Source organism: Amycolatopsis sp. NPDC005961 (assembly GCF_040629235.1).
Lineage (GTDB): Bacteria > Actinomycetota > Actinomycetes > Mycobacteriales > Pseudonocardiaceae > Amycolatopsis > Amycolatopsis camponoti.
Map to the genome: position 1 here is coordinate 41,741 of NZ_JBEXVF010000056.1, position 22,501 is coordinate 64,241.

A 22,501-nucleotide genomic window follows, 5' to 3' on the forward strand; every position below is an offset into this window, starting at 1 on the left:
CAGTTTCTGGACTCAACCGGCGACGCTGGTACTCCCAGCACCAGCATCAGCAGGCTCTCTCCGCGCGTCGCCAGGGAAAAGCAGGCTCGGAGCCATGACTCTGACCACCTCTGTACCGGCCGGCCCGGCCACGGACCGGGCAGCCCGGCCGGACCGGCGGCCGTGGTTCCTGCTGGCCGTCCTGCTGCTCGGCCAGTTCATGGCGCTGCTCGACGTCACCGTCGTGAACGTCGCCATGACCGGCATCCGCACCGACCTGCACACGTCCGGCGCCGCGCTGCAGCTCGTCGTTTCCGGCTACACCGTGGGCTACGCGATGCTGCTGATCACCGGCGCCCGCCTCGGCGAGCTGTTCGGACGGCGACGGCTGTTCGTCACCGGCACGATCGCCTTCACCGTCTGCTCGCTGCTGTGCGGCCTCGCGCCGGGCGCGGCGACCCTGATCGTCGCCCGGATCGCCCAGGGCGCGGGCGCCGCGCTGATGATGCCGCAGGTCATCAGCGTCATCCAGGCGCAGTTCACCGGCGCCGCGCGGGCCAAGGCGCTCAGCGCGTACACCGCCGTCATCTCGGTCGCGTTCGTGGCCGGCCAGGTGCTCGGTGGCGTGCTCGTCGGTGCCGACCTCTTCGGCGCGGGCTGGCGGCCGATCTTCCTGGTGAACGTCCCGATCGGCGTGCTCGTCGCGGTGTTCGCGCTGAAGCTGCTGCCCGGCGGCGCCGCGAAGGCCGGCCGCCGGCTCGACCTCGCCGGACTCGCGATCGCCGCGCCGGCCGTGGTCCTCGTCGTGCTGCCGCTGGTGCTCGGGCACGAAACCGGCTGGCCCGCTTGGACGTACGGATCGATCGCCGTGGGCGTTCTGCTGGCCGTGCTGTTCGTGGTCGTGGAACGCCGCGTGCGCGATCCGCTCGTCGACCTGGCCGTGCTCAAGATCCGTGGTGTCGCGCCGGGTCTGGCCACGCTCGGGGCGGGCATCGCGTCCTACGGCGGCTTCCTCTTCTGCGTGTCGCTGCACCTGCAGTCGGGCCTCGGCAAGACGGCGATGGCCGCCGGCCTGGCGATGGCTCCCGGCGGCGTCGTCTTCGGCCTGTGCGGGTTCTTCTGGAACCGGCTGCCGCGGCGGGTGCACGCCTGGCTGACCCCGTGCGGTTACGTGGGATCCGCGATCGCCTACGCGCTGCTCGCCCTCGGGAGCGACGGCGGCGCGCTGTTCTTCGTGGCCCTGCTGCTGTTCGGGCTGTCGATGGGCCCCGCGTTCGGCTCCCTGATGGTGAACGCGCTGACGCACGTCCCGCTCGAGCGCGCGGCGGACGTCAGCGGTCTGCTGACCACCACGCTGCAGCTGGGCCAGGTCGTCGGCGTGGCCACGTTCGGCAGCCTGTTCCTGACGCTCGCCGTGACGTCGTCCGCGACCGCGCTCACCACGACGATGACCTGCGCCGCCGTGCTGCTGCTCGCCGGCGCAGGTCTGGCCGTCAGGCGGTAGTGCGGCTGCCGCCCTTGACCTTCGCGTAGATCGCCGAGGCCGCGATGACCCCGACGACGGCGGCGACGATCTGGAAGATGTGCCGGATCCAGTCGATGCCGGACGTGTCCTTGACGCCGAACACGCCCGCGAGCCAGTTGCCGATGAACGCGGCCACGATGCCGACGACGATGGTCAGCCAGATCGGGATCTTCTGGTCGCCCGGCGCGAACAGCCGGCCGAGCACGCCCAGGATCAGGCCCACGATGATCGTCGAGATGATGCCCCAAAGTCCGCCGAGCACTGCTGCCTCCTCCGATAGCGCAATAAGCGCCACGGTGGCACCGATCCCGGCGCGTCGCCCGCGCAGACCCCCGAAGGAGTGAGGGCGAAAAAGATCCGGCCCGGTTCGCCTCCGAAGGCGAACCGGGCCGGATCGGCCTGGGTGGTGCTTACCTCGTCACGCCACGGCGTCCGTAGGCGCCGGCGGCGATGCTCACCCCGATGGCGGCCAGGACGACCTGCGTCAGGATCTCCAGCCAGTCGATGCCATTGGTGTCGGCGTACCCGAGCCCGCGCGCGATCGCGGTGCCGATGAAGGCGGCGATGATGCCGATCACGATGGTCAGCCAGATCGGGATGCTCTGCTTGCCGGGGGCGACCAGCCGGCCCAGAACACCGATGATCAGCCCGACGATGAGTGCGCTGACGATGCCGGCAACAGTCATCACTTGCTCCTCTCAAGGATCCGCGAACCCGGCCACTCGGGTCCGTCGGACTCGGTGAGCGGAGTGCCCGCACCGCCGGACCCTGAAACGCGAAAAGGGCCCTCCTCACGTGAGGAGAGCCCTTTTCGTGACCATCAGAAGGCGGCTTCGTCAAGCTCCATCAGCGCATTGTCGGCGGCTTCGACGATCGCGCGGCGAGCCGTCAGCTCCGGCAGCACCTGCTTCGAGAAGAACGACGCCACGGCGATCTTGCCCTCGTAGAACGGGACGTCCTTGGCGGACGCGCCCGCGTCGAGCTTCGCGATGGCGACCTCGGCGTGCTTGAGCAGCTGCCAGCCGATGAGCAGGTCGCCGACCGACATCAGCAGGCGGACCGTGTGCTGGCCGACCTTGTTGATGTTCTGCGGGTCCTCCTGCGACGTCGTCAGGTAGCCGATCAGCGAGCCCAGCATGCCCTGGGTGTCCTCGAGGGCCTGCTTGAGCAGCCCGCGCTCGTTCTTGAGCCGGCCGTTGCCCGCCTCGGACTCGATGAACTTGGTGATCTCGCCGGCGACGAAGGCCAGCGACTGGCCCTTGTCGCGGACGATCTTGCGGAAGAAGAAGTCCAGCGACTGGATCGCCGTGGTGCCCTCGTACAGCGAGTCGATCTTGGCGTCGCGGATGTACTGCTCGATCGGGTAGTCCTGCAGGAAGCCGGAACCGCCCAGCGTCTGCAGCGACTGCACGAGCTGCTCGGTGGCGCGCTCGGAGCCGACGCCCTTGACGATCGGCAGCAGCAGGTCGTTGACGCCGTGCGCGACCTTCTGGTCACCCTCGCCGGTCCACAGCTGGTCCTGGAAGGACGCCGTGTACAGGTAGACCGCACGGAGGCCCTCGGCGTACGCCTTCTGGAGCATCAGCGAGCGGCGGACGTCCGGGTGGTGCGTGATGGTGACGCGCGGGGCGGCCTTGTTCAGCATGTTCGGCAGGTCGGCGCCCTGGACGCGCTCCTTGGCGTACTCGAGCGCGTTGAGGTAACCCGTCGACAGCGTCGCGATGGCCTTGGTGCCGACCATCATCCGGGCGTACTCGATGACCTGGAACATCTGCGCGATGCCGTCGTGGACCTCGCCGAGCAGCCAGCCCTTGGCCGGGGTGCCGTGCTGGCCGAAGGTCAGCTCACACGTCGTCGAGGCCTTGATGCCCATCTTGTGCTCGACGTTCGTGACGTAGGCGCCGTTGCGCTCGCCCAGCTCGCCGGTCTTCGAGTCGAAGTGGAACTTCGGGACCAGGAACAGCGACAGGCCCTTGGTGCCCGGCTTGGTCTCGATGCCGGGGCCCTCGGGACGCGCCAGCACGAGGTGCATGATGTTTTCGCTCATGTCGTGCTCGGCCGAGGTGATGAACCGCTTCACGCCGTCGATGTGCCAGGAGCCGTCCTCCTGCTTGGTGGCCTTGGTGCGGCCCGCGCCGACGTCGGAGCCGGCGTCCGGCTCGGTCAGCACCATCGTGGCGCCCCAGGCCCGGTCGATCATCAGCTGGGCCCAGTGCTTCTGCTCTTCGGTGCCGTTCTTGTTCACGATCATCGCGAAGTTCGGGCCCGCCAGGTACATGAACAGCGGGGCGTTGGCGCCGAGGATGAGCTCGGACGCGGCCCACTGGACCGTGGGGGGCAGGCCGAAGCCGCCGAGGTCGTTGGTGAGGCCGAGGCGCCACCACTCGCCGTCGAGGAGCTGCTGGTAGCTCTTCTTGAACGACTCGGGGATCTTGACGCTGAAGGTCTTCGGGTCGTACACGGGCGGGTTGCGGTCGGCGTCGGCGAAGGACTCGGCCAGCGGACCGGTCGCGAGCTTGTTCAGCTCGGACAGCACACCGCGGGCGGTCTCTTCGTCGGACTCGGCGAGCACACCCTTGCCCAGGCGCTCCTGCACGCCCAGGACCTCGAAGAGGTTGAACTCCAGGTCTCGGACGTTGCTCTTGTAGTGGCCCATGTCGTCACTCCAATGTGTTCGGCTCCCCGGCCGGGCACACGTCGCCTTACTCGCCGGTAACTTCAGGATATTACCTGCGGGTAACTGGAGCAAGCAGATCCGCACTTCCGAGTAGGGAAATCCGGGTCTCTTCAGGGGTCAGCGCTGCCCCGGAAGGGCTGTTGTGTCGGCTGTCACGGGCACGTGACCGTCCTCGGCCCGGGCGACCAGTATCCCGCCCCGGAAGGCGATCGTCACGGCGTGCGTCCGGTCCCGCGCGGACAGCTTGCGCAGGATGCTCTTGACGTGGGTCCGGACCGTCTCGACGGACAGGAACAGCAGCTTCGCGATCGCCGAGTTCTCGAGACCCTCGGCGACCAGCTGCAGCACCTGGTACTCGCGCCGGGACAGCGGCATCCCGCCGCGCGGCCCCGGGGGGCTGTCGTGGGCGAGGTCGCCCTTCGGCACGGTCGACCGCTTCGGCCGGGCGGTGAGCGCGGCCAGCGCCGGGTCGATGTACCGGCGTTCGGTGTGGGCCCGCCGGATCGCTTCGGCGAGGCGTCGCGAGTCGATCGACCGCGGCACGATCGCGTGCGCGCCCGCGGCGATCGCGGTCGCGAGGTACTGCTGCGTGCGGTTCGTGTCCCGGATGAGCGTGACGATGATCAGCGCCGGGTCGCCGGCGTTGAGCAGCTTCGTCAGGTGGCAGTTCGGGTCGAGTGCCGAGTCGAGCACGACGACGTCCGGTTTCACCTGCTCGCACAGCTGCAGCGCCGCGTGGTGGCTGGCCGCCTGGCCCGCCCAGTGCAGCCCCTGGCTGCGGTGGACGAGCGCGCCGAGACCGTCGCGGAAGATCGGGACCGGGTCCACGACCGCCACGCCGAGACTTCGCCCGCCGGGTCCGGCCGGCCCGGTGGGCCTGCGGGTGGGCTCGATGCCGTGCATCGTGGGCCTCCGTCTCTGCGCCGTCACTCTGGGGACGCCTGACGCGACCCCTCGGTTCACGCGTCCGGCACCGTCCGGTCCCCCCTGCCGGGACCGGCCAAAAGTGACTCCTCCTGCTTGGTACGAGTCGCGATTGCGCAGCTCATGACGCCATCTCCCCCTCATGGCCTAATCGCTCAGTCACAGCAAACTCTGTGTAGAAATCCCTTGAAGGAAGTGGGCTCGACCGGGCGGGAAAGGACCTGATGGGGCGGTTGGCGCTACTGAGGGTGGCCCGCTTCTTGTTCAACGATTTCGACGACCTTCGGATGCGGTCCGCAGCCGCGCGAACTCCACCGCCAGCCCGGCCGGCGTCCAGTGCGCGTTCAGGCCGCTCGGGTTCGGCAGCACCCACACGTGGGTGTCCCCGATCCGGTGCTCCTGCGGGCCGACGCGCGCCTTCGGGAAGCCGAACGCGGTCCGGTAGGCGGTGATCCCGACGACGGCCAGCCACCGCGGCCGGTACTCGAGCACCTTCGCCTCCAGGAGCTTGCCGCCCTCGCGGAACTCGTCGGCGGTCAGCTCGTCGGCGCGGGCGGTGGTCCTGGCGACGACGTTCGTGATGCCGAGCTTCAGGTCGAGCAGCTGTTCCTGCTCGCTCGGCTCGTAGCGCCGCGGCGTGAACCCGCCGGCGTGGAGGGCGGGCCAGAAGCGGTTGCCGGGGCGGGCGAAGTGCAGCTTCAACGCGCCGGAGTAGAGGCCGGGGTTGATGCCGCAGAAGAGGACGTCGAGGCCGGGGGCGATGACGTCCGGGATGGTCGTGTCCTGCGCGGCGGCCAGCTGGTCCTTCGTGGGTCGGGTGCTCACCGGTCCAGTTTCCGGCACGCCGCCGAGAATTCACCGGCCTCCCGTCGCTGGGGGTGGCGAAGTGACCACAGACCTGCGTAACCTGTTGTGATCTCCCGCACAGCGCCGTACCGAGGAGGATTTCGTGCAGCTTCCGATCGTCCTCGGGCTGGTCGCGCTCGTCTTGGCTGTCGCCGCTCTCGTGGTCGTCCTCGAGGATCGCCGGGCCGCCAAGCGGGCCGCCCTGCAGCGGAAGGCGCGGTTAGCGCGTCTCGGCGAAGTGGACCCGCTCGCGCCGGGCCGGCTGCACGCCGATCGGTGAACGCAGGACCGCCAGCAGCAGCGCTCCGAACACCCAGCCGACGCCCGCGCCGAACGTGTTGTTCATGAGGTCGTCCACGTCGAAGATGCGGTAGACGTACGGTGCCGTCCCGAAGTTCGCCGTGACCTGGGTGAACTCGATCGCCAGTGACGCGGCGAAGCCGATCAGGACCGTGCCGGTGAGGCCGCGGCGCCACAGCACCCGGGCGAACACCCCCAGCGGGACGAACAGCAGCACGTTCAGGCACGCCTGCTGGAACGTCTGCGTCATGAACCACTGCGACCCGTGCTTGAGCATCTCCGTGTGGATGTCGGTGATCCACTGGAACGGGTGCAGCTGCGCGGTCTGGCTCAGCCGGCGCGCGCCGGGGCCGGGCAGCGGCAGGAAGACGACCGCCAGGGTCATGCAGCCGTACAGCAGCACCGCGCCGGTCGTCGCGATGCCGCGCGGGCGCAGGCCACCGTGCCGGGCCAGCTGCGTGATCAGCTGCGGCACCAGCACGACGGTCCACAGCGCGAGGAAGCCGATGAACCCGTACTGCAGGGCGGTGACCTGTGCGTTCGTCATGCCACCGACGTTATGGATCTTGACCGGCCGTCACTTCGGTCGAAGAGCCGGACCCCATCGGCCACCCGGCCGACCGCGGCCCGCCGATCGGTCAGTCGTCTTCGCGTTCCTCCGAGCGCTCGGCCCGCCACGCGCTGAACACCGTGCCCCCGATCAGCAGCACGACGACGGCCAGCACCACGAGTACGACCTCGATGCCCATACTTCCCCCAGTTGCCGGGTCGATCGCCACATCGCGCGCGCGTTAATGGGTGTTACCGAACCCTCGGTGCGTGCGAGTGTGCCCGAATGGTCCACGTGCGACGGCTGACCCCCGACGACGTCCCCGCGCTGCGCGAAATCCGGCTCCGCGCGCTGGCGGACACCCCCGAGAACTTCGGCTCGCTCGTAGCGGTCGAACGCGCCAAGCCGGACGACGACTGGCGAGCCTGGCTGATCGACCGGGCCTGGTTCGCCGCGTTCGACGGCGACGACGCCGTCGCGCTCGTCTGCGGCTGGCCCGCGGAGCGGGAATGGCTGGTCTACTCGATGTGGGTTGCGCCACAGGCTCGTGGCCGCGGAGTCGCCGCGGACCTCATGGGAGCCGTCCGCGAAGCGGCCGAAGAAGCCGGCGCGGAAGCGATCGGACTGCACGTCTTCGAGGGGAACGACCGCGCGCGACGCGTCTACGAGCGACTCGGCTTCGTCCTCACCGGAGAGTCCGAAGTCATAACCGGAAAAGGGAGACGTAACCGGATGCGGCTTGCGCTGACCCGGGAATGACCACGACGCTCGGCACGTCGAAGTCTTGTACAGGGCCACGAAAGGAACGCTCATGGCACCGCTCCGGGTCGGCATCGTCGGGCTCAGCGCGAACGGCGGCTGGGCCGCCACCGCGCACGTGCCCGCGCTGGCCGCGGTGGACGGCTACGAGCTCCGCGCGCTGAGCGGGAGCAGCGCCGAGTCGGCGCGGGTGGCCGGGGAGAAGTGCGGCGTGCCGCTGACCTTCGGCGACGCCGGGGAGCTGGCGCGGCACCCGGAGGTCGACCTGGTCGTCGTCGCGGTGAAGGTGAGCGAGCACCGGGCGCTGATCGAGCCCGCCCTGGCCGCCGGCAAGCAGGTGCTGAGCGAGTGGCCGCTCGGCGTGAGCCTGGCCGAAACCGAGGCGCTGGCCGAAGCCGCTCGAGGGAAGCCGACCGCGGTCGGCCTGCAGGGACGGTCCGCACCCGCGTTGCGCTACCTGCGTGACCTCATCAAGGACGGGTACGTCGGCCGTGTGCTCTCGACGTCGTTGATCGGCTCGGGCGGCAACTGGGGACCGTCGGTCCGGGCCGGGCGCGACTACCAGCTGCACCCCGAAAACGGGGCGACCATGCTGACGATCCCGTTCGCGCACACCGTCGACGCGTTCGACATGGTCCTCGGCCGGTTCGCCGAGCTGTCGGCGACGATGGCGACCGTCCGGTCGCGGGTGCGCGACGAGGTCACCGGCGACTCGGTCGCGATGACCGCGCCGGACCAGATCGCCGTCAGCGGCGTGCTGAAAGGCGGTGCCGTCGCGTCGCTGCACCTGCGTGGCGGCTCGTCGCCCGCCACGGACTTCCACTGGGAGATCAACGGCACCGAGGGCACGCTGGTCGTCACCGCCGCGGACCCGTTGTTCTGGATCGCGAAGCTGACGCTGCGCGGCAGCCGGACCGGCGTGCTGGAGAAGCTCACCGTGCCCACCCGCTACGAGCTGCCGCAGCTGGCCGGGCGCAGTGCCGAGCCGTCGTACAACGTGGCGCACGCCTACGCGCGGCACCTCAAGGGCGACCTGCCGGACTTCGCGCACGCACTGCGTGTGCACCGCGTTCTGGACGCCGTCCAGCGGTCCGCCGACGCCGGGACGCGGATTCACCCGGACGCAGAGTAACTGTTACCGACGGTAGTAGCTTTTCCGCTACGCCCGACTTACTCTCGGGTAATGGACGACGTTGTCTACGACCGCGCGGGCCGGGGCGAGCCGCTGGTGCTGATCCACGGCATCGGCCACCGTCGTCAGGCGTGGGCGCCGGTGTTTCCGCTGCTCACGCCGCATCGTGACGTCATCGCCGTGGACCTGCCGGGCTTCGGCGAGTCGCCCGAGCCGTCCGGCGGTTATGGCGTCGAGCCCGCGCTGGTGATGTTCAAGGAGCTGTTCACCGAGCTGGGGCTGGACCGCCCGCACGTCGCGGGCAACTCGCTCGGCGGCCTGCTGTCGCTGGCGCTCGGCCAGGCCGGGCTCGTCCGCAGCGTCACGGCCTTGTCGCCGGCCGGGCTGTGGAACCGGACGCAGAAGATGTACGCGATCGCCACGCTCAAGGCCCACCGTGCGCTCGCCCAGCGCACGCCGCCGCACGTCGTGCGCCGCATCGCCGCGACCCCGGCCGGGCGCCGGGCGCTGGTCGGGATGATCGTCGGGAAGCCGGGCCTGCTGACCCCGGACGCCGTCGTCGAGGACGCGCACGCGCTCGCGACCGCGCCGGGCTTCGAGCCGACCGCCGCCCAGTCGCGTGGGGACTTCCGCTTCACCGGCCCGGTCACCGGCGTTCCGGTGACGATCGCCTGGGCCGAGCACGACCGGATCCTCGCCCGCCCCCGCGTCGCCGACCTGCGGAAGGTCGCTCCCCAGGGGACGTTCCGGCTGCTGCCGGGCTGCGGGCACGTGCCGATGAACGACGACCCCGAACTCGTCGCGCGGGTGTTGCTCGACGGAAGCCGTTAGGTGACATTCGCTTTACGTCCGTCTTTTGACCCTGGTCGGTGACTGCTTCGCGAGGCAGAATCCTCCGCCGTGCGCCCGTTTGGGGACCTTGGGCGCGAATCGGAGGAAACACGCATGAGGCTTTCAACCCGGCTCGTGGTGCTCGCCGCGGCCGCGCTGGCGACGACCGCGGTGACCACCGCGCCCGCGTCCGCGGGCCAGCGCCCGGACCCCACCACCGACGTCCGGATCATCGGGTTCAACGACCTGCACGGCAACCTCGAGCCGCCGGCCGGCTCCAGCGGTCGCGTCCGGCAGTCCGACGGGACCACTGTGGACGCCGGCGGCGCCGCTTACCTGGCGACGCACGTGAAGCAGCTTCGCTCGCAGGTGCGCGACTCGTTCGTCGTGTCCGCCGGCGACAACATCGGCGCGTCGCCGCTGACCTCGGCGCTGTTCCACGACGAGCCGACCATCGACTTCCTGAACATGCTGGGCGTCAACGCGTCCGTCGTCGGCAACCACGAGTTCGACGAGGGTTACAAGGAACTGCAGCGCATGCAGTTCGGCGGCTGCCACCCGACGGACGGGTGCCAGTTCGAGAAGAGCTTCAGCGGTGCGAAGTTCCCGTTCCTCGGGTCCAATGTGTACTTCACCAACGGTCTGCCCGCGCTGTTGCCGTTCACCGTCAAGTTCGAGGGCGGCGTGCCGATCGGTGTCATCGGCGCCACGCTGAAGGACCTGCCGTCGGTCGTCACGCCGGAGGCGATCAAGGGCCTGAAGTTCGGTGACGAGGTCGAGGCGATCAACCGCACGGCGAATCTGCTCGACTTTTTCGGCGTCAAGGCCCAGATCGTGCTCATGCACCAGGGTGACAGCACCGAGCTCGAAGGCCCGAACGACTGCAAGGTCCTGCCGGGGCCGGCCACCGCGATCGCGAAGGCGGTGACCCCGAAGGTCGACGCGATCTTCACCGGCCACAGCCACCAGCAGTACAACTGTGTGATCAACGACCCGGCCGGCCAGCCGCGCCCGGTCATCCAGGGCGCGTCGTTCGGCCGGCTGCTGTCGGTCGTCGACCTCAAGATCAACCTGAAGACGCGCGACGTCGTGCGGTCGCAGACCAAGGCGTTCAACGAGATCGTCACGCGGACGGTCACGCCGGACCCGGCCGTGGCGGCGCTGGTCGCCGACGCCGTGGCGAAGTCCGGCCCGATCGCGAACAAGCAGATCGGCACCATCACCCAGGACCTGAAGGCGGCGGGCAACGCGGCCGGCGAGTCGGCGCTCGGCGACGTCATCGCCGACGCGCAGCTCGCGGGCACGCAGTCGAACAGCGCGGTCATCGCGATGACCAACCCGGGTGGCATCCGCGCCGACCTGAACTACGCGTCGTCGCCGGCCGGTGAAGGCGACGGCGTGGTGACCTACGGCGAGGCGTTCACCGTCCAGCCGTTCTCGAACATCATGCAGACGATCACGCTGACCGGCGCGAACCTCAAGAACGTGCTGGAGCAGCAGTGGGCGCCGGGCGTGAACCCGAAGTTCCTGCAGATCTCGAGCTCGCTGCACTACAGCTGGTCGGCGTCGGCGGCGCAAGGCTCGCGGGTCTCGAACATCACGGTCAACGGCACGCCGGTCGACCCGGCGGCGACGTACCGCGTGTCGGTGAACAACTTCCTCGCCGCCGGCGGGGACGGCTTCACCGAGTTCACCAAGGGCACCAACCTGGCCGGCGGACCGGTGGACCTGGACGCGCTGGTCGCGTACCTGGGCGCCCACCCGAACCTGGCCCCGCCCGCGGCGGACCGGGTCAACCAGCTGCCGTGATCCGGTTTTTCCAAGACGGCGGGCCGACAATGGACCCATGCCGACTTGGGAAGACGTCGTACGCCTGGCCTCGGAGCTCCCCGAGGCCGAGGCGTCGACCTGGTACCGCACGCCCGCGCTGAAGGTGGCGGGCAAGGGGTTCGCGCGGCTGCGCACCGAGGCCGAAGGCGGCCTGGTCGTGCTGTGCGGGCTCGACGAGAAGGCCGCGTTGCTGGATTCCGGCGACGCGGCCTTCTTCACGACCGCGCACTACGACGGGTACGGCTCGATCATCGTCGACCTCGACCGCGTGGACGTCGATCAGCTGCGTGAGCTGCTCGAAGACGCCTGGCGGCTGAAGGCGCCTCGCCGGCTCACGACTTGAGCTCGCCCTTGAGCATGCTCATCAGGATCATGTCGTGGCGCTCGCCGTCGGCCGCGACGAACGCCTCGCGGTGGCGGCCGTCTTCGGAGAAGCCGACCTTGCGGTAGACGTGCCGCGCGCGCTCGTTCTCGGCGACCACCCAGAGCGTGATCATGTGCAGCCGCATGGAGTTGAAGCCGTAGCGGCACATCAGGCGCAGCGCCTCGGTGCCGTAGCCGCCACCGTTGCGGTACTCGGGGTCCCCGATGTAGACGTCCAGCTCGGCGTTGCCGATCTCGGGTTCGGCGTCCCGGAGGTCGATGATGCCGATGAGCTTGCCGTCGGCTTCGATCCCGAGGACGACCAGCTCGTAGCTGTTGACCGGCCGTTCTTCGGCGCGCTTGCGGATCTGGGCGAGCGACCGCGGGTGGCTGTTGGTCATCCACCGGCCGACCTCGGGATCGTGGATCCAGCCGTGGATCTTCTCGGCGTCTTCCGGTTCCAGTGCGCGCAGCCGGACGAGTTCTCCTTCGAGCATCTGGCCATCGTGCCGGACTCCGCGGCGGGGTTCGCGCGATTTTCGGGTGACCCCGGCTCCGGCCGCCGGATGCCCCGGTGGTGGGATATGGCGCATGCCGACCGAGTGGCCGCTGCGCCAGGACCCGGAAGCGCCGGTGATCATCGCACTGGCTCTGGTGTACGACCCGGACGCGCTGGGGTTCGTCGTCCTGGACGACGAGGACGACTGGTTCATCAGCGACGGCACCGAGCTGTCCGACGACGTCGTCGTCAACCGCGAGAGCTTCGGCAAGATGTCGGTGCGCGAAGCCTTCGAGCTGCTCCCGCAGCTGGGCGCGCTGGCCGGCCTGCCGACGGGCATGGCCGCCGACTGGGACCCCGAGCGCCGCACGTGGCTGCTGTCGTCGGTGACCGGCTCCGACGACGAAGACGAGGACATCCGGCTGCTCAGCCAGCGCCGCGAGGCCTGGAAGTTCGCGGGTTCCCCGGACGACGAAGCCCAGATCAGCACCGGCCTGACCGAGATCCCGACCGGCCCGCAGCAGCCGGTCCGCGCGGTCCGCCAGGTCGTCCGCGAGCAGGACGGCACCTGGCTGTTCGTCGGCTTCGAGGTCCCCGAGGCGGAGGACTTCGAGGTCGAGGGCCTGGAGCTGGAGCACGTCGCGAACCTGTACCCGGACGTCCGGACGGTGCTGAAGGCGGCGCCGGGCCAGGTGTACGACCGCGAGACCCCGGACGCCGAGTGGGAGCTCGTCGAGGGCTAGACCCTGACCGGCAGGTGGAAGAGCCCACGGGTGATCGGGCTCGGCCACCAGTCGAGTTCGGCTTCTGGTCGGGAGAGCCGCGCGGTCGGCAGCCGGCGGAGCACCGTATCGAAGGCGACGTCAGCCTGCAAGCGGGCCAACGCGGCGCCGATGCAGAGGTGAGGCCCGGCGCCGAACGCGAGGTGCCGCCGGTCGGCAGCACGTCGTCCCGGTCGGAACGCGTCCGCGTCGTCGAACGCGGCGGGATCCCGGTTGGCCGCCAGCACCGAGACCAGGATCGGGTCGCCGGGCCGCATGACCTGCCCGCCGATCTCGACGTCTTCGGTCGGAAAACGCCAGGTCGCGTTCTGCAGCGGCGAATGCAGCCGCAGCGTCTCCTCGATGACGGCGGCGCGGTGGGCCGGGTCGGTCCGTGCTCGCGCGGCTTCTTCCGGATGGGTCAGCAGCGCGAGCGCGCCGGTCGAAATCAGCCCGACCGTCGTTTCGTGGCCGCCGATGAGGATCAGGAAGGCCGTCGACGTCACCTCGTCGGCGGACAGCGTGCCCGCCGACTCCTGCGCGACGAGGTCGCTGATCAGGTCGGTCCCCGGCGTCGCGCGCTTGGCGTCGACGACCTCGGTGACCAGCCGTTCCAGGACGTCGGTGGCTTCGCGGACCTTCGAGCCGTCGGTGTCGTCGGCCGAGTCGATGACCAGCGACCACTCGTGGACGTCCTCGCGGTACCGCTCCGGCACGCCGAGCAGGTCGCAGATGATCGCGATCGGCAGCGGGTAGGCGAGTTCGGTGACGAGGTCGCCGTGCCCGCGTTCCGCGATGGCACCGACCAGGTCGTCGGTCACCGTCCGGGCGCGTTCGCGCAGGTTCTCCATCCGGCGCGAGCCGAACGCGCCGGCGCACGCGCGGCGTAACCGCGCGTGGTCGGGTGGATCGGCGTTGATCATGTTCGACGCGAGCGACGGCCGGTGGTCGAGCGGCAGACCCATGCCGGAGCGCCGCCACTCGTCGTTGCCGGCGAACGGGCTCTTGACCAAGGCGGGGTGGTCGAGCGCCGCCACGGCGTCGTCGTACCGGGTGATCAGCCAGGCCCAGGTACCGGTCGGGAAGGCGAGCCGGTGCGGCGGTCGTTCGCGCAGCCACGCGTACGCGGGTGAGGGGTCGCGATCGAAGTCCGGACCGAACAGTGCGGGCTCTCCCATGCCTGCCACCTTGCCCGCGAAACTTTTCCGGTGACAAGTGTCCCGGCGCGCCTTCGCCCGTTCGTCCTTACAGTGAGAACCGGCGATCGGCGCCGGTTGAGGACCTGTGAGGAGCAGCCATGCCCCAGTACGCCGCGATCATCTTCGCCTCCGACGTCGACCCGACCAAGCCCGAGGCCGCGGACATGATGAAGGACTACGCCGAGTTCCACGACGGCGCCCAGGCCGTGATCCGCGGCGGCGCGGCGCTGTACCCGACCGCGACCGCGACGACGGTCCGCGTCACCGGCGGCAAGGGCGGCGACATCGTCACCAGCGACGGCCCGTACGCGGAGACGAAGGAAGCCCTGACCGGCTTCTACCTCATCGAATGCGCCGACCTCGACGAAGCCGTCAAGGTCGCGGCGCGCATCCCGGGCGCCTGGGACGGCGCGATCGAGGTCCGGCCGGTCGTCGACTTCGGCCAGTGACCCGCGCCGGGGACGCGGTCGCGCGGCTGGTCCGGGACGAGGGCACCCGGGTACTGGCCACGCTCGTCCGCGTCACCGGCAGCGTCGACCTGGCCGAGGACGCGGTCCAGGACGCCGTCGTGCGCGCGCTGGAGACGTGGCCGCGCGACGGCGTCCCGGGCAACCCGCGCGGCTGGCTGCTGGTGGCGGCCCGCCGTCGCGCGGTGGACGTCGTCCGCCGCGAAGCGAAGCGCCTCGGGAAGGAGGCGGACGCGATGCCCGCCTTCGACCCGTCCCCGGACCCGGTCTCCGTCCGCGACGACCTGCTGCGGTTGGTCTTCACGTGCTGCCACCCGGCGTTGTCGGTGGACGCCCAGGTCGCCTTGGCGCTTCGGACGTTGGGAGGTTTGTCGACAGCGGAGGTCGCCCGCGGCCTGCTGGTCCCCGAAGCGACGATGGCGAAGCGCCTGACGCGCGCGAAGCAGAAGATCGCCCAGGCCCGGATTCCCTACCGGGTGCCGTCTGCTCCGGAATTGCCTTCACGCTTGTCCGGCGTGGCGTCGACGGTGTACCTGATCTTCAACGAGGGCTACACGGGCCGCGAGTCGCTTCTCGCCGAGGGAGTCCGCTTGGCCCGGTTGCTGGCTTCGCTGATGCCGGACGAGCCGACGGCGCTGGGGCTGCTGGCGTTGGTGCTGCTGCAGGACGCCCGCCGCGCGGCCAGGTTTTTCGACGGGGTGCCGGTGTTGCTGGCCGACCAGGACCGTTCGCGGTGGGACTTCGAGCTGATCAAGGAAGGCGTGGCGCTGGTCGGAGTCGGCCTGCGCCGCACCCCATCGGTCCCGAACCCGTACGTGGTCCAGGCGGCGATCGCGGCCTGCCACGATTTGGCGCCATCGTACGAGGAGACGAACTGGGACGCGGTGATCTCCTGGTACGACGTGCTGTTGTCGATCCAGGACACCGCGGTGGTCAGGCTGAATCGCGCGGCGGCGGTGGCCGAGCGAGATGGGCCGTTGCAGGCTCTGGCTTTGCTGGATTCGCTACGCGAGCTGGAGGACTACCCGTGGTGGCACGCGTCTCGGGCGGAGTTGTTGCACCGCTTGGGTTCCGCGTCGGCGTCCGAGGCTTTGGAGCGTGCGGTGGAAACGGGACTTCCGGACGCGCACGCGGCGCATTTGCGGGGCCGGATACAAATAGAAAACCCCGGACACAATGCCCGGGGTTTTCGTGAGAGCGGATGACGGGAATCGAACCCGCGTATTCAGCTTGGGAAGCTGATGTTCTACCATTGAACTACATCCGCAGCGCGCCGCAAGCATACACGGCGGCGTGATCCCCTTGTCCAGACCCCTCCCTCCTTGACTCCTCCGCCGCAAGTGACAACACTTGTTGTCGACCTCGGAGGTGAGCGCCATGGATGAGCCCGAGCTGTTCCGCGAAGGCGGGTTCCGGCTGGCCCAGCGGCTGTTCATCGCCGGGGACATCCGGGGTGACGAACGTCAGGTCGCGCGGCTGCGGGAGTTCGCCCAGGTGCAGGACCAGCGCGCCGACGATGTCGTCGCCTGGATGGCGCGGCAGCCCAAGGGGCAGGGGCGGAAGCTCTTCGAGGACGCGCTGAAGGACGGCGTCAAAGAGGACGGGCCGCTCAAAGTCTTCTTCGACGAGGTCGACGCGAAGCCCTACTGGGTCGACGACGAACGGCTCGAGCGCGGGGCCAAAGCCATCACCCGAGCCGGTTTGCTCGGCCTCTTCCCGCTCGGCGACATGTCTCTGATGGGCGGCTACCTCGCGTCCCGCGCCACGAAATCGCTGGTCGGAACCGGGGCGATCGAGTACCAGGCCACGCGACGGCTCGTCGAGACCGCCGCCTGGTGGATCGACGTCACCACGCCCGGCGCCCTCAAGCACGGCGAGCAGGGCTACGCCTCCGCTCTGCGCATCCGGGTCGTGCACGCCCACGTGCGCGCCGCCATGAACCGGCGGGAGGACTGGGACTACGACGCCTGGGACCGGCCCGTCAACCAGGTGCAGACCGCCGGCACCCTGCTGCTCTTCTCCCTCGTCTACGTCTTCGGCACGCAGCTGCTCGGCCTCCGCTACTCCGCCCGCGAGCGCGGCGACATCCTGCACCTCTGGCGCTACATCGGCTGGCTCATGGGTGTCGACGACGAGCTCCTGCCCACCTCCGAAGAGGACGCCTGGCGCCTCCTCTGGCTGCTCGCCGCCACCGAGTTCATCCCGGACGACGACTCCAAGCGCCTCGCCAAGGCGCTCATCGCGGCCAACGCGGCCGTCGGCGAAGGGCGCGGCGCCGTCGGGAAGGTGCTGTCGCACGTCTCCGTCGCCGTGCACTCGTCGATCAGCCGGCTCGTGCTCGGGAAGACCAACGCCGACTTCCTCGGGCTGCCGAACGACCCCGTCGCGCAGGCCGCGATCGTCGCCGTCGCGGGAGTCAACTTCGCCGCCGAGACCGTGCGGCGGTTCATCCCCGGGGCCACCGCGCTGCAGGAACGGATCGGCGAGGCCGGGCGCCGCGGGTACGTGAAGCGGCTCGAGAAGATCTTCGCGCCCGATACGACCTACGCGCAGCACATGTGGGCGGCCTGACCCCACCGGATAGGCTTCCGCCCGTGCTGCTCAGTGACCGTGACCTCCGCAAAGAGCTCGAAGCCGGCCGGCTCGGCATCGACCCCTTCGACGCCGGCATGGTCCAGCCGTCCAGCGTCGACGTCCGGCTCGACCGGTACTTCCGCGTCTTCAACAACAGCAAGTACACCCACATCGATCCGCAGCTGCAGCAGGACGACCTGACCTCGCTGGTCGAGAAGGAGGGCGACGAGCCCTTCGTGCTGCACCCGGGCGAGTTCGTCCTCGGCTCGACGTTCGAGCTCGTCACCCTGGCCGACGACCTCGCCGGCCGCCTCGAAGGCAAGTCGTCGCTCGGCCGGCTCGGGCTGCTCACGCACTCGACCGCGGGGTTCATCGACCCGGGCTTCTCCGGGCACATCACCCTGGAACTGTCGAACGTCGCGAACCTGCCGATCACGCTCTGGCCGGGCATGAAGATCGGCCAGCTGTGCATCTTCCGGCTCTCCAGCGCGGCCGAGTTCCCGTACGGCTCGAGTGAGGCCGGGTCCCGCTACCAGGGGCAGCGCGGCCCGACCCCGAGCCGGGCGTACAAGAACTTCCACCGCGTCGACACCTGGCGCTAAGCCGCGATCTTCTCGTTCCAGTCGGTGCGGTGGTCCCACATGAAGGCGTTCGGGTCCTCATCGAACGGCTTCGAGAACACCCGCTTGATGAAGAAGTCACGGATGACGCGCCCGACCGGGCCGATCACCTTCTGGTCTCCGTTGCGCTTTCCAGCCGCGACCACGGCTTCGACGCGCTCGCGCCGCAGACCCTCGTAGGTGGCCAATGCCTGTGAGACGTCCGGCACGTCGCGCAGGCACTTGCCCAGCGTGACGGCGTCTTCGATGGCCATCGACGCGCCCTGGCCCGCCGCCGGTGACGTCGCGTGCGCCGCGTCGCCGATGATCACCATGCGGCCGCGGTGCCAGACCGGGACCGTCGGGAAGTCGAACGTCGGCCACGCCGGGTAGACGTCGCGGGTCGCGCGGATGATCTCCGTCGCCGGTGTCCGGTCGCGTGCCACCAGGTGCAGCAGCTCGGCGCGCAGTTTCTCGCCGGCCAGGCTCGCCAGCTCGGACGTCGTCGGCTCGGTCTTGCGGGCCGGGTTCGCGAACCACCAGACGCTGCCGTCCTTCGGGTTGACGACGTGGCAGAAGAAGACGCGCTTGCCGAACACCATGTTCAGCACGCCCGGCTCGTCCGGCAGGGTCAGGCCTTCGGCGAAGCCGCCGGTGTTGAGCAGCGGCACGTACCGCGGCGCCGGCGCGTCCGGGTCGATGATCGTGCGGACGCGCGACCGGAGCCCGTCGGCGCCGATCAGGAGGTCGCCGGTTTCGTGTGAGCCGTCCGAGAAGTCGGCTCTGACCTGGGAAGACGTCTGGCTCGCGCCGATCAGGCGTTTGCCGTACTCGGCGTGGATCCCGCGCCGGGCGGCTTCGTCGCGCAGGGCGACGTAGAGGTCGGAGCGCAGGACGGTCTGGCTCACCGTGCCGTCCTCGAGCGTGCCGCCGAGGGTGAACTCGGTCAGCCGGGTGCCGTTGCCGAGCCCGATCGACATGCGCGGCGAGTCGAAGCCCGTGCTCTTGACGACGTCCTTGAGGCCCAGCGGCAGCAGCGCGTCCAGGCCGTTCACCGCCAGCGTGAGGAACGCCCCGACGCCCTCCGCGCCCCGGTCGTACGCCTCGAACAGCACCGGTTCGTGCCCGGCTTCGTGCAGGGCGATGGCCGTGATCGTGCCCGCGATGCCGCCCCCGATGATCAGTGCCTTGGTCATCTCGTTCGTCCCCTCGAATCTCTTAGAAACTAATTCGTTCTGTCGAACTAAAGAGTGGGCTAGGCTGGGGCCCGTGTCAAGCGAGCGAGCGCACCTGGTCGAAGAAGTCCTGCTCAGGTCCCGGGAGCTGTCGACGGAGACGGTCATGTTCCACACCGCCATCTCCGAGACGCGGGGGCTGTCGGCGGTCGACAGCAAGGTCCTGGACTACCTCGCGCGGTTCGGGCCGCAGACGCCGAAGGATCTTGCGCGGCTCTCCGGCCTGGCGCCCGCGTCGGTGACCGCGATGATCGACCGGCTGGAGCGCAAGGGCATCGTCGACCGCCGGCCGCACCCCGACGACCGCCGCCGCGTCCTCATCGCGTTGGACGAACAGGCCATCGCGAGCGGCGTGCACCTCTGGGACAACCTCGTCAAGCGCATGTACGAGCTGTGCGACCGCTACACCGACGACGAGCTCCGCACGGTGATCGGGTTCGTCGAGGGCGCCACCGCCCTCACCCACGAATCGACGGCGAAGCTGACCGGCTCCACGGACGGGTGAGAATCGGCGCGTAAACCCCTCACTCGTGCCAGGCTCCGAAAGGTCGTCCCGGCCCCCGGAGGTAGCGAGGAATGCGGTTGTCCACTGGACCGCTTCGCTGGGTTCTCGTTCTGGCCATGATCATTTCGGTTTCGGCGCTGACGCCGGCGGCCGGTGCGGCCGGCGCCCCACCCTTCGCGGTGGGCTACGACGACGTCGTCTACGGCGACTTCCTGTACGCGGGCAACGGCGTCCTGCGCTGCCCGGTCGTCGCCGACCACGCGCCGGCCGCCGGCCCGGTCGACACGCCCGCGGCGTGCGCGAACACCGCGGACCGCAAGGACACCCTCGTCAACGACGACTTCTTCATGCAGTGGGCCGACGTCGACGCCGACCCGGGCACGTTCGACTCCGCCAGCGCGTCCGTGCGCATCCCGCCCGGCGCGCGAATCGTGTTCGCCCGCCTGAACTGGGCGGGCAACACGACCGGGACGACGTGCGGTCTCCGGGAGGGTGCTCCCGCCGTTCCGCCGCCCGGGAATCCCGCGACGCAGAACGTCCGGCTTTCCGTGGGCAGCGCGAAATCCGTCGACGTGAAACCGTCGGCGTTCGCCGGAGAGGGCCCGTACTACTCCGCCCACGCCGACGTGACCAGCCAGTTCGCGGGCGCGCCGACCGGCGCCGCGCTCGACGTGACCGTCGGAAACGTCTGGGCCCCCAAGGGTTTCGACTGCGCCGGCGGCTGGTCGGTCGCCCTGGTCTACGCGTATCCCTCGCGCAACCCCGACTTCGCGCCGAACAAGCGCAAGGTCGTCGTCTACGACGGACACGTCCGCCAAGCCACCGACGTCCCCACGGAAACGACGATCACCGGCTTCCGCGCGGCGGCCGCCGACGCGCACATCGGCGTCACCGCCTACGACGGCGACTGGGGTGGCTCCGGCGACCAGTTCCTGGTCGACGGCGCCCCGGCCGCCGAGCCCGCGACCGGCGGGACGTCGAACTTCTTCATCTCCAACGCCGACAACGCGGCCGCGCCGGGGGTGAAGAACAACTTCAGCGTGGACGCCAAGGCGTTCGACGTCGACACCATCCCCGCGGGCGCGACGAGCGCGAAGCTCGCCTTCGTCACCAGCGGCGACGCCTACCTCGCGCAGAACATGGCGTTTTCCGTGCCGGTGCCGGAACTCCAGGTCGCCTTGCGCGCGGCGCACCCGAAGGCGCACGCCGGCGAGCCGGTGACGTTCGCCGTCGCCGTGACCAACCCCGGCAGCGTCGCGGCGTCCGGCGTGCAGGTCGCCGACGAAGCCGTCCCGGCCTGCGCCAAGCCACTTGGCACGCTCGCCCCGGGCCAGACGGTCACCTACGACTGCACCGGCCCCGCCCTGGCCGACGACTTCACGAACACGGCGAAGGCGACCGGCACGAGCGCGCTCGGCGACGCTCTCGACGGCGACGCGACCGCCGCCATCGACGTCGTGCACCCGGCGTTGGGCATGACGAAGACCGCCGACAAGCCCGCCTACCGCGCCGGCGACACCGCGACCTTCACGATCAAGGTCACGAACACCGGCGACGTCGGGCTTTCCGGCCTGCGCGTCACCGACCCGAAGGCGCCTTCGTGCGACCTCACCGGAGCGCTCGCGCCGGGCGAAAGCCGCACGACGACGTGCGCGGCGAAGGCCCCGATCGCCGACGGCGTCAACACCGCGACCGCGACCGCCGCCGACGAGCTCGGCCGGCAGGTCAAGGCCGGCGCGGACGCACCCGCGCCGACGATCGCGCCCGCCGTCGAGGTCACCAAGACCGCGGACCGGCCGGTGATCCACGCGGGTGACGCCGTGACGTTCTCCGTCGCGGTCAAGAACACCGGCGACAGCCCGCTCGCCCCGGTGAAGGTCACCGACGACACGACGACGTCGTGCTCGCACGTTTTCGACGGCCTGGCCGCGGGCGCGACCCGGACGTACACGTGCACGGCGAACCCGTCCACGACGACGACCTCGCACGTGACCGCCACCGGCACCGACCTCGCAGGGCAGCAGGTGGCCGCCACCGCGTCGGCGACCGTCACGGTGATCACCCCGGCCCTGACGCTCACGAAGGACGCCACGCCCGGCGTCGTCCGCCCCGGCGACCCGATCACGTTCACGATCACGGTCACCAACGCCGGCGACGCACCGCTGACCGAGGTCGCCGTCACCGACGACCGCACGCCGGCGTGCGCGCGGACGATCGGCGCCATGCCGCCACGGGGCACGCAGACGTACACCTGCACCGCGCCGGCCCCACCGGACGACTTCACCAACACGGCGGCCGCGTCCGGCAAGGACCAGCTCGGCCGCACGGTGAAGGTCACCGACGACGCCGTGGTCGACGTGATCCACCCGGCGGTGGCGCTCGCCGCGCAGGCTTCGCCCGCCGCGGTCCGCGAAGGCGACACGGTGACGTGGACGATCACCGCCACCAACACGGGCGACGTGCCGCTGACCGGCGTGACGATCGCGGACGACCAGGTCGCGGGGTGCGCGAAGCCGCTCGGGACGCTTCAGCCACGGGCGGCCTCGACGTACACGTGCACGACGGTCGCGGGTGCCACCGGCTTAACGAACAAGCCGGCCGTGACGGGCACGGACCCGACGGCCCGGCCGGTGACGGCGAGCGCGGAGGCCGCGTTCGCCGTGCAACACCCGGGCGTGGCGATCACCGCCGAGGTCACGGACGGGCCGTTTCGCGAGGGCGACGCGGTGCCGCTGCGCATCACGGTGCGCAACACCGGTGACGTGCCGCTGACCGGCCTGCGGGTCACGGACTCGCAGGGGCCCGCCGCGCGGCCCGCAGGCGCACCAGGCACCAGCCAGCGTGCTGGCGCCCCGGCGACGGGTGCGCCAGGCAGCAGCCAGGCCGCAGGGGCACCAGGCACCGGCCAGCCGACGGGTACGCCAGGCAGCAGCCAGGCCGCAGGCG

The 22,501-nt window shown here is 70.2% G+C and carries 22 protein-coding genes, 1 tRNA gene and 1 pseudogene; 14 read left to right on the forward strand and 10 right to left on the reverse strand.

Features of this window, described 5'->3' with window-relative positions:
- The first annotated feature begins 94 nt into the window (after nt 1–94).
- The gene (locus ABZ342_RS36140) at nt 95–1,483 is read left to right on the forward strand and encodes an MFS transporter (protein WP_360482896.1); all 1,389 of its coding nucleotides are present in this window, start codon (nt 95–97) and stop codon (nt 1,481–1,483) included.
- Here the strand turns inward: ABZ342_RS36140 and ABZ342_RS36145 are convergent.
- From ABZ342_RS36145 to mug, 5 genes are all read right to left on the reverse strand, one after another.
- Nucleotides 1,473–1,766 carry a GlsB/YeaQ/YmgE family stress response membrane protein gene (locus ABZ342_RS36145; RefSeq protein WP_360482899.1) on the reverse strand — a complete coding sequence of 98 codons (294 nt, stop codon included), beginning with the start codon at nt 1,764–1,766 and terminating at the stop codon, nt 1,473–1,475. The two genes, ABZ342_RS36140 and ABZ342_RS36145, sit on opposite strands and share 11 nt — an antisense overlap.
- Nucleotides 1,767–1,914: 148 nt before the next feature.
- Nucleotides 1,915–2,190, reverse strand: a complete 276-nt coding sequence (locus ABZ342_RS36150; RefSeq protein ID WP_086671054.1) for a GlsB/YeaQ/YmgE family stress response membrane protein — start codon at nt 2,188–2,190, stop codon at nt 1,915–1,917.
- 134 nt (nt 2,191–2,324) lie between these two features.
- Entirely contained in the window at nt 2,325–4,160 is a 1,836-nt protein-coding gene (locus ABZ342_RS36155; RefSeq protein WP_155548158.1) for an acyl-CoA dehydrogenase, read from the reverse strand.
- A gap of 138 nt (nt 4,161–4,298) precedes the next feature.
- Entirely contained in the window at nt 4,299–5,084 is a 786-nt protein-coding gene (locus ABZ342_RS36160) for a response regulator transcription factor (protein ID WP_360482903.1), read from the reverse strand.
- Between the two features lie 285 nt (nt 5,085–5,369).
- The gene (mug, locus tag ABZ342_RS36165) at nt 5,370–5,930 is read right to left on the reverse strand and encodes a G/U mismatch-specific DNA glycosylase (protein WP_360482906.1); all 561 of its coding nucleotides are present in this window, start codon (nt 5,928–5,930) and stop codon (nt 5,370–5,372) included.
- Nucleotides 5,931–6,054: 124 nt separating this feature from the next.
- Between mug and ABZ342_RS36170 the strand changes: the two genes are divergently transcribed.
- Entirely contained in the window at nt 6,055–6,231 is a 177-nt protein-coding gene (locus ABZ342_RS36170) for a hypothetical protein (protein ID WP_196425799.1), read from the forward strand.
- On the opposite strand, the gene ABZ342_RS36175 is transcribed toward ABZ342_RS36170, so the two are convergent.
- Nucleotides 6,172–6,798: a VanZ family protein gene (locus tag ABZ342_RS36175; RefSeq protein ID WP_155548155.1), complete on the reverse strand. Its 627-nt coding sequence runs from the start codon at nt 6,796–6,798 to the stop codon at nt 6,172–6,174. The two genes, ABZ342_RS36170 and ABZ342_RS36175, sit on opposite strands and share 60 nt — an antisense overlap.
- A gap of 288 nt (nt 6,799–7,086) precedes the next feature.
- On the opposite strand from ABZ342_RS36175, the gene ABZ342_RS36180 reads away from it, so the two are divergent.
- From ABZ342_RS36180 to ABZ342_RS36200, 5 genes are all read left to right on the forward strand, one after another.
- Nucleotides 7,087–7,560 carry a GNAT family N-acetyltransferase gene (locus tag ABZ342_RS36180; protein ID WP_155548154.1) on the forward strand — a complete coding sequence of 158 codons (474 nt, stop codon included), beginning with the start codon at nt 7,087–7,089 and terminating at the stop codon, nt 7,558–7,560.
- 52 nt (nt 7,561–7,612) lie between these two features.
- Nucleotides 7,613–8,692, forward strand: a complete 1,080-nt coding sequence (locus ABZ342_RS36185) for a Gfo/Idh/MocA family oxidoreductase (RefSeq protein WP_360482911.1) — start codon at nt 7,613–7,615, stop codon at nt 8,690–8,692.
- Nucleotides 8,693–8,743: 51 nt separating this feature from the next.
- Nucleotides 8,744–9,523 carry an alpha/beta fold hydrolase gene (locus ABZ342_RS36190; RefSeq protein WP_360482914.1) on the forward strand — a complete coding sequence of 260 codons (780 nt, stop codon included), beginning with the start codon at nt 8,744–8,746 and terminating at the stop codon, nt 9,521–9,523.
- A 114-nt stretch (nt 9,524–9,637) separates the two neighbouring features.
- Entirely contained in the window at nt 9,638–11,332 is a 1,695-nt protein-coding gene (locus tag ABZ342_RS36195) for a bifunctional metallophosphatase/5'-nucleotidase (RefSeq protein WP_360482917.1), read from the forward strand.
- 37 nt (nt 11,333–11,369) lie between these two features.
- Entirely contained in the window at nt 11,370–11,696 is a 327-nt protein-coding gene (locus tag ABZ342_RS36200) for an MmcQ/YjbR family DNA-binding protein (protein WP_360482920.1), read from the forward strand.
- On the opposite strand, the gene ABZ342_RS36205 is transcribed toward ABZ342_RS36200, so the two are convergent.
- Nucleotides 11,686–12,213 carry a GNAT family protein gene (locus ABZ342_RS36205; RefSeq protein WP_360482923.1) on the reverse strand — a complete coding sequence of 176 codons (528 nt, stop codon included), beginning with the start codon at nt 12,211–12,213 and terminating at the stop codon, nt 11,686–11,688. The genes ABZ342_RS36200 and ABZ342_RS36205 overlap by 11 nt on opposite strands.
- Nucleotides 12,214–12,307: 94 nt before the next feature.
- Between ABZ342_RS36205 and ABZ342_RS36210 the strand changes: the two genes are divergently transcribed.
- Nucleotides 12,308–12,958, forward strand: a complete 651-nt coding sequence (locus ABZ342_RS36210) for a hypothetical protein (protein WP_360482926.1) — start codon at nt 12,308–12,310, stop codon at nt 12,956–12,958.
- On the opposite strand, the gene ABZ342_RS36215 is transcribed toward ABZ342_RS36210, so the two are convergent.
- Entirely contained in the window at nt 12,955–14,154 is a 1,200-nt protein-coding gene (locus tag ABZ342_RS36215) for a cytochrome P450 (RefSeq protein WP_360482929.1), read from the reverse strand. The two genes, ABZ342_RS36210 and ABZ342_RS36215, sit on opposite strands and share 4 nt — an antisense overlap.
- Before the next feature lie 119 nt (nt 14,155–14,273).
- Between ABZ342_RS36215 and ABZ342_RS36220 the strand changes: the two genes are divergently transcribed.
- Together ABZ342_RS36220 and ABZ342_RS36225 are read left to right on the forward strand one after the other, a co-directional pair.
- The gene (locus tag ABZ342_RS36220; RefSeq protein ID WP_155548147.1) at nt 14,274–14,624 is read left to right on the forward strand and encodes a YciI family protein; all 351 of its coding nucleotides are present in this window, start codon (nt 14,274–14,276) and stop codon (nt 14,622–14,624) included.
- The gene (locus tag ABZ342_RS36225; RefSeq protein ID WP_360482932.1) at nt 14,621–15,847 is read left to right on the forward strand and encodes a sigma-70 family RNA polymerase sigma factor; all 1,227 of its coding nucleotides are present in this window, start codon (nt 14,621–14,623) and stop codon (nt 15,845–15,847) included. The genes ABZ342_RS36220 and ABZ342_RS36225 overlap by 4 nt, the downstream gene beginning before the upstream one ends.
- Here ABZ342_RS36225 and ABZ342_RS36230 read toward each other — a convergent pair.
- Nucleotides 15,839–15,909: transfer RNA gene (locus ABZ342_RS36230), tRNA-Gly, on the reverse strand. The genes ABZ342_RS36225 and ABZ342_RS36230 overlap by 9 nt on opposite strands.
- Before the next feature lie 110 nt (nt 15,910–16,019).
- On the opposite strand from ABZ342_RS36230, the gene ABZ342_RS36235 reads away from it, so the two are divergent.
- Nucleotides 16,020–17,213, forward strand: a complete 1,194-nt coding sequence (locus ABZ342_RS36235) for an oxygenase MpaB family protein (RefSeq protein ID WP_360482935.1) — start codon at nt 16,020–16,022, stop codon at nt 17,211–17,213.
- Nucleotides 17,214–17,236: 23 nt separating this feature from the next.
- On the forward strand, nt 17,237–17,818 hold the full coding sequence (gene dcd / locus ABZ342_RS36240) for a dCTP deaminase (protein ID WP_285477534.1): 582 nt from the start codon (nt 17,237–17,239) through the stop codon (nt 17,816–17,818).
- Here the strand turns inward: dcd and ABZ342_RS36245 are convergent.
- Nucleotides 17,815–19,011, reverse strand: coding sequence for an FAD-dependent monooxygenase (locus ABZ342_RS36245; protein ID WP_360482938.1), 1,197 nt, complete (start codon nt 19,009–19,011; stop codon nt 17,815–17,817). The genes dcd and ABZ342_RS36245 overlap by 4 nt on opposite strands.
- Before the next feature lie 73 nt (nt 19,012–19,084).
- On the opposite strand from ABZ342_RS36245, the gene ABZ342_RS36250 reads away from it, so the two are divergent.
- Together ABZ342_RS36250 and ABZ342_RS36255 are read left to right on the forward strand one after the other, a co-directional pair.
- A complete protein-coding gene (locus ABZ342_RS36250) occupies nt 19,085–19,555 on the forward strand; it encodes a MarR family transcriptional regulator (RefSeq protein WP_155548142.1) in 471 nt (156 codons plus the stop codon).
- Nucleotides 19,556–19,671: 116 nt separating this feature from the next.
- Nucleotides 19,672–22,501 (forward strand): annotated as a pseudogene (locus ABZ342_RS36255) (hypothetical protein); the annotation flags it as partial.

Bases quoted from the DNA above. Each gene is read 5' to 3' on its own strand.
- ABZ342_RS36245 (WP_360482938.1), bottom strand. From the start codon at position 19,011: ATGACCAAGGCACTGATCATCGGGGGCGGCATCGCGGGCACGATCACG.
- ABZ342_RS36160 (WP_360482903.1), bottom strand. From the start codon at position 5,084: ATGCACGGCATCGAGCCCACCCGCAGGCCCACCGGGCCGGCCGGACCC.
- ABZ342_RS36140 (WP_360482896.1), top strand. From the start codon at position 95: ATGACTCTGACCACCTCTGTACCGGCCGGCCCGGCCACGGACCGGGCA.
- ABZ342_RS36235 (WP_360482935.1), top strand. From the start codon at position 16,020: ATGGATGAGCCCGAGCTGTTCCGCGAAGGCGGGTTCCGGCTGGCCCAG.
- ABZ342_RS36185 (WP_360482911.1), top strand. From the start codon at position 7,613: ATGGCACCGCTCCGGGTCGGCATCGTCGGGCTCAGCGCGAACGGCGGC.
- ABZ342_RS36195 (WP_360482917.1), top strand. From the start codon at position 9,638: ATGAGGCTTTCAACCCGGCTCGTGGTGCTCGCCGCGGCCGCGCTGGCG.
- ABZ342_RS36150 (WP_086671054.1), bottom strand. From the start codon at position 2,190: ATGACTGTTGCCGGCATCGTCAGCGCACTCATCGTCGGGCTGATCATC.
- ABZ342_RS36205 (WP_360482923.1), bottom strand. From the start codon at position 12,213: ATGCTCGAAGGAGAACTCGTCCGGCTGCGCGCACTGGAACCGGAAGAC.
- ABZ342_RS36155 (WP_155548158.1), bottom strand. From the start codon at position 4,160: ATGGGCCACTACAAGAGCAACGTCCGAGACCTGGAGTTCAACCTCTTC.
- ABZ342_RS36215 (WP_360482929.1), bottom strand. From the start codon at position 14,154: ATGGGAGAGCCCGCACTGTTCGGTCCGGACTTCGATCGCGACCCCTCA.
- ABZ342_RS36220 (WP_155548147.1), top strand. From the start codon at position 14,274: ATGCCCCAGTACGCCGCGATCATCTTCGCCTCCGACGTCGACCCGACC.
- ABZ342_RS36175 (WP_155548155.1), bottom strand. From the start codon at position 6,798: ATGACGAACGCACAGGTCACCGCCCTGCAGTACGGGTTCATCGGCTTC.
- ABZ342_RS36200 (WP_360482920.1), top strand. From the start codon at position 11,370: ATGCCGACTTGGGAAGACGTCGTACGCCTGGCCTCGGAGCTCCCCGAG.
- ABZ342_RS36190 (WP_360482914.1), top strand. From the start codon at position 8,744: ATGGACGACGTTGTCTACGACCGCGCGGGCCGGGGCGAGCCGCTGGTG.
- ABZ342_RS36210 (WP_360482926.1), top strand. From the start codon at position 12,308: ATGCCGACCGAGTGGCCGCTGCGCCAGGACCCGGAAGCGCCGGTGATC.
- ABZ342_RS36180 (WP_155548154.1), top strand. From the start codon at position 7,087: ATGGTCCACGTGCGACGGCTGACCCCCGACGACGTCCCCGCGCTGCGC.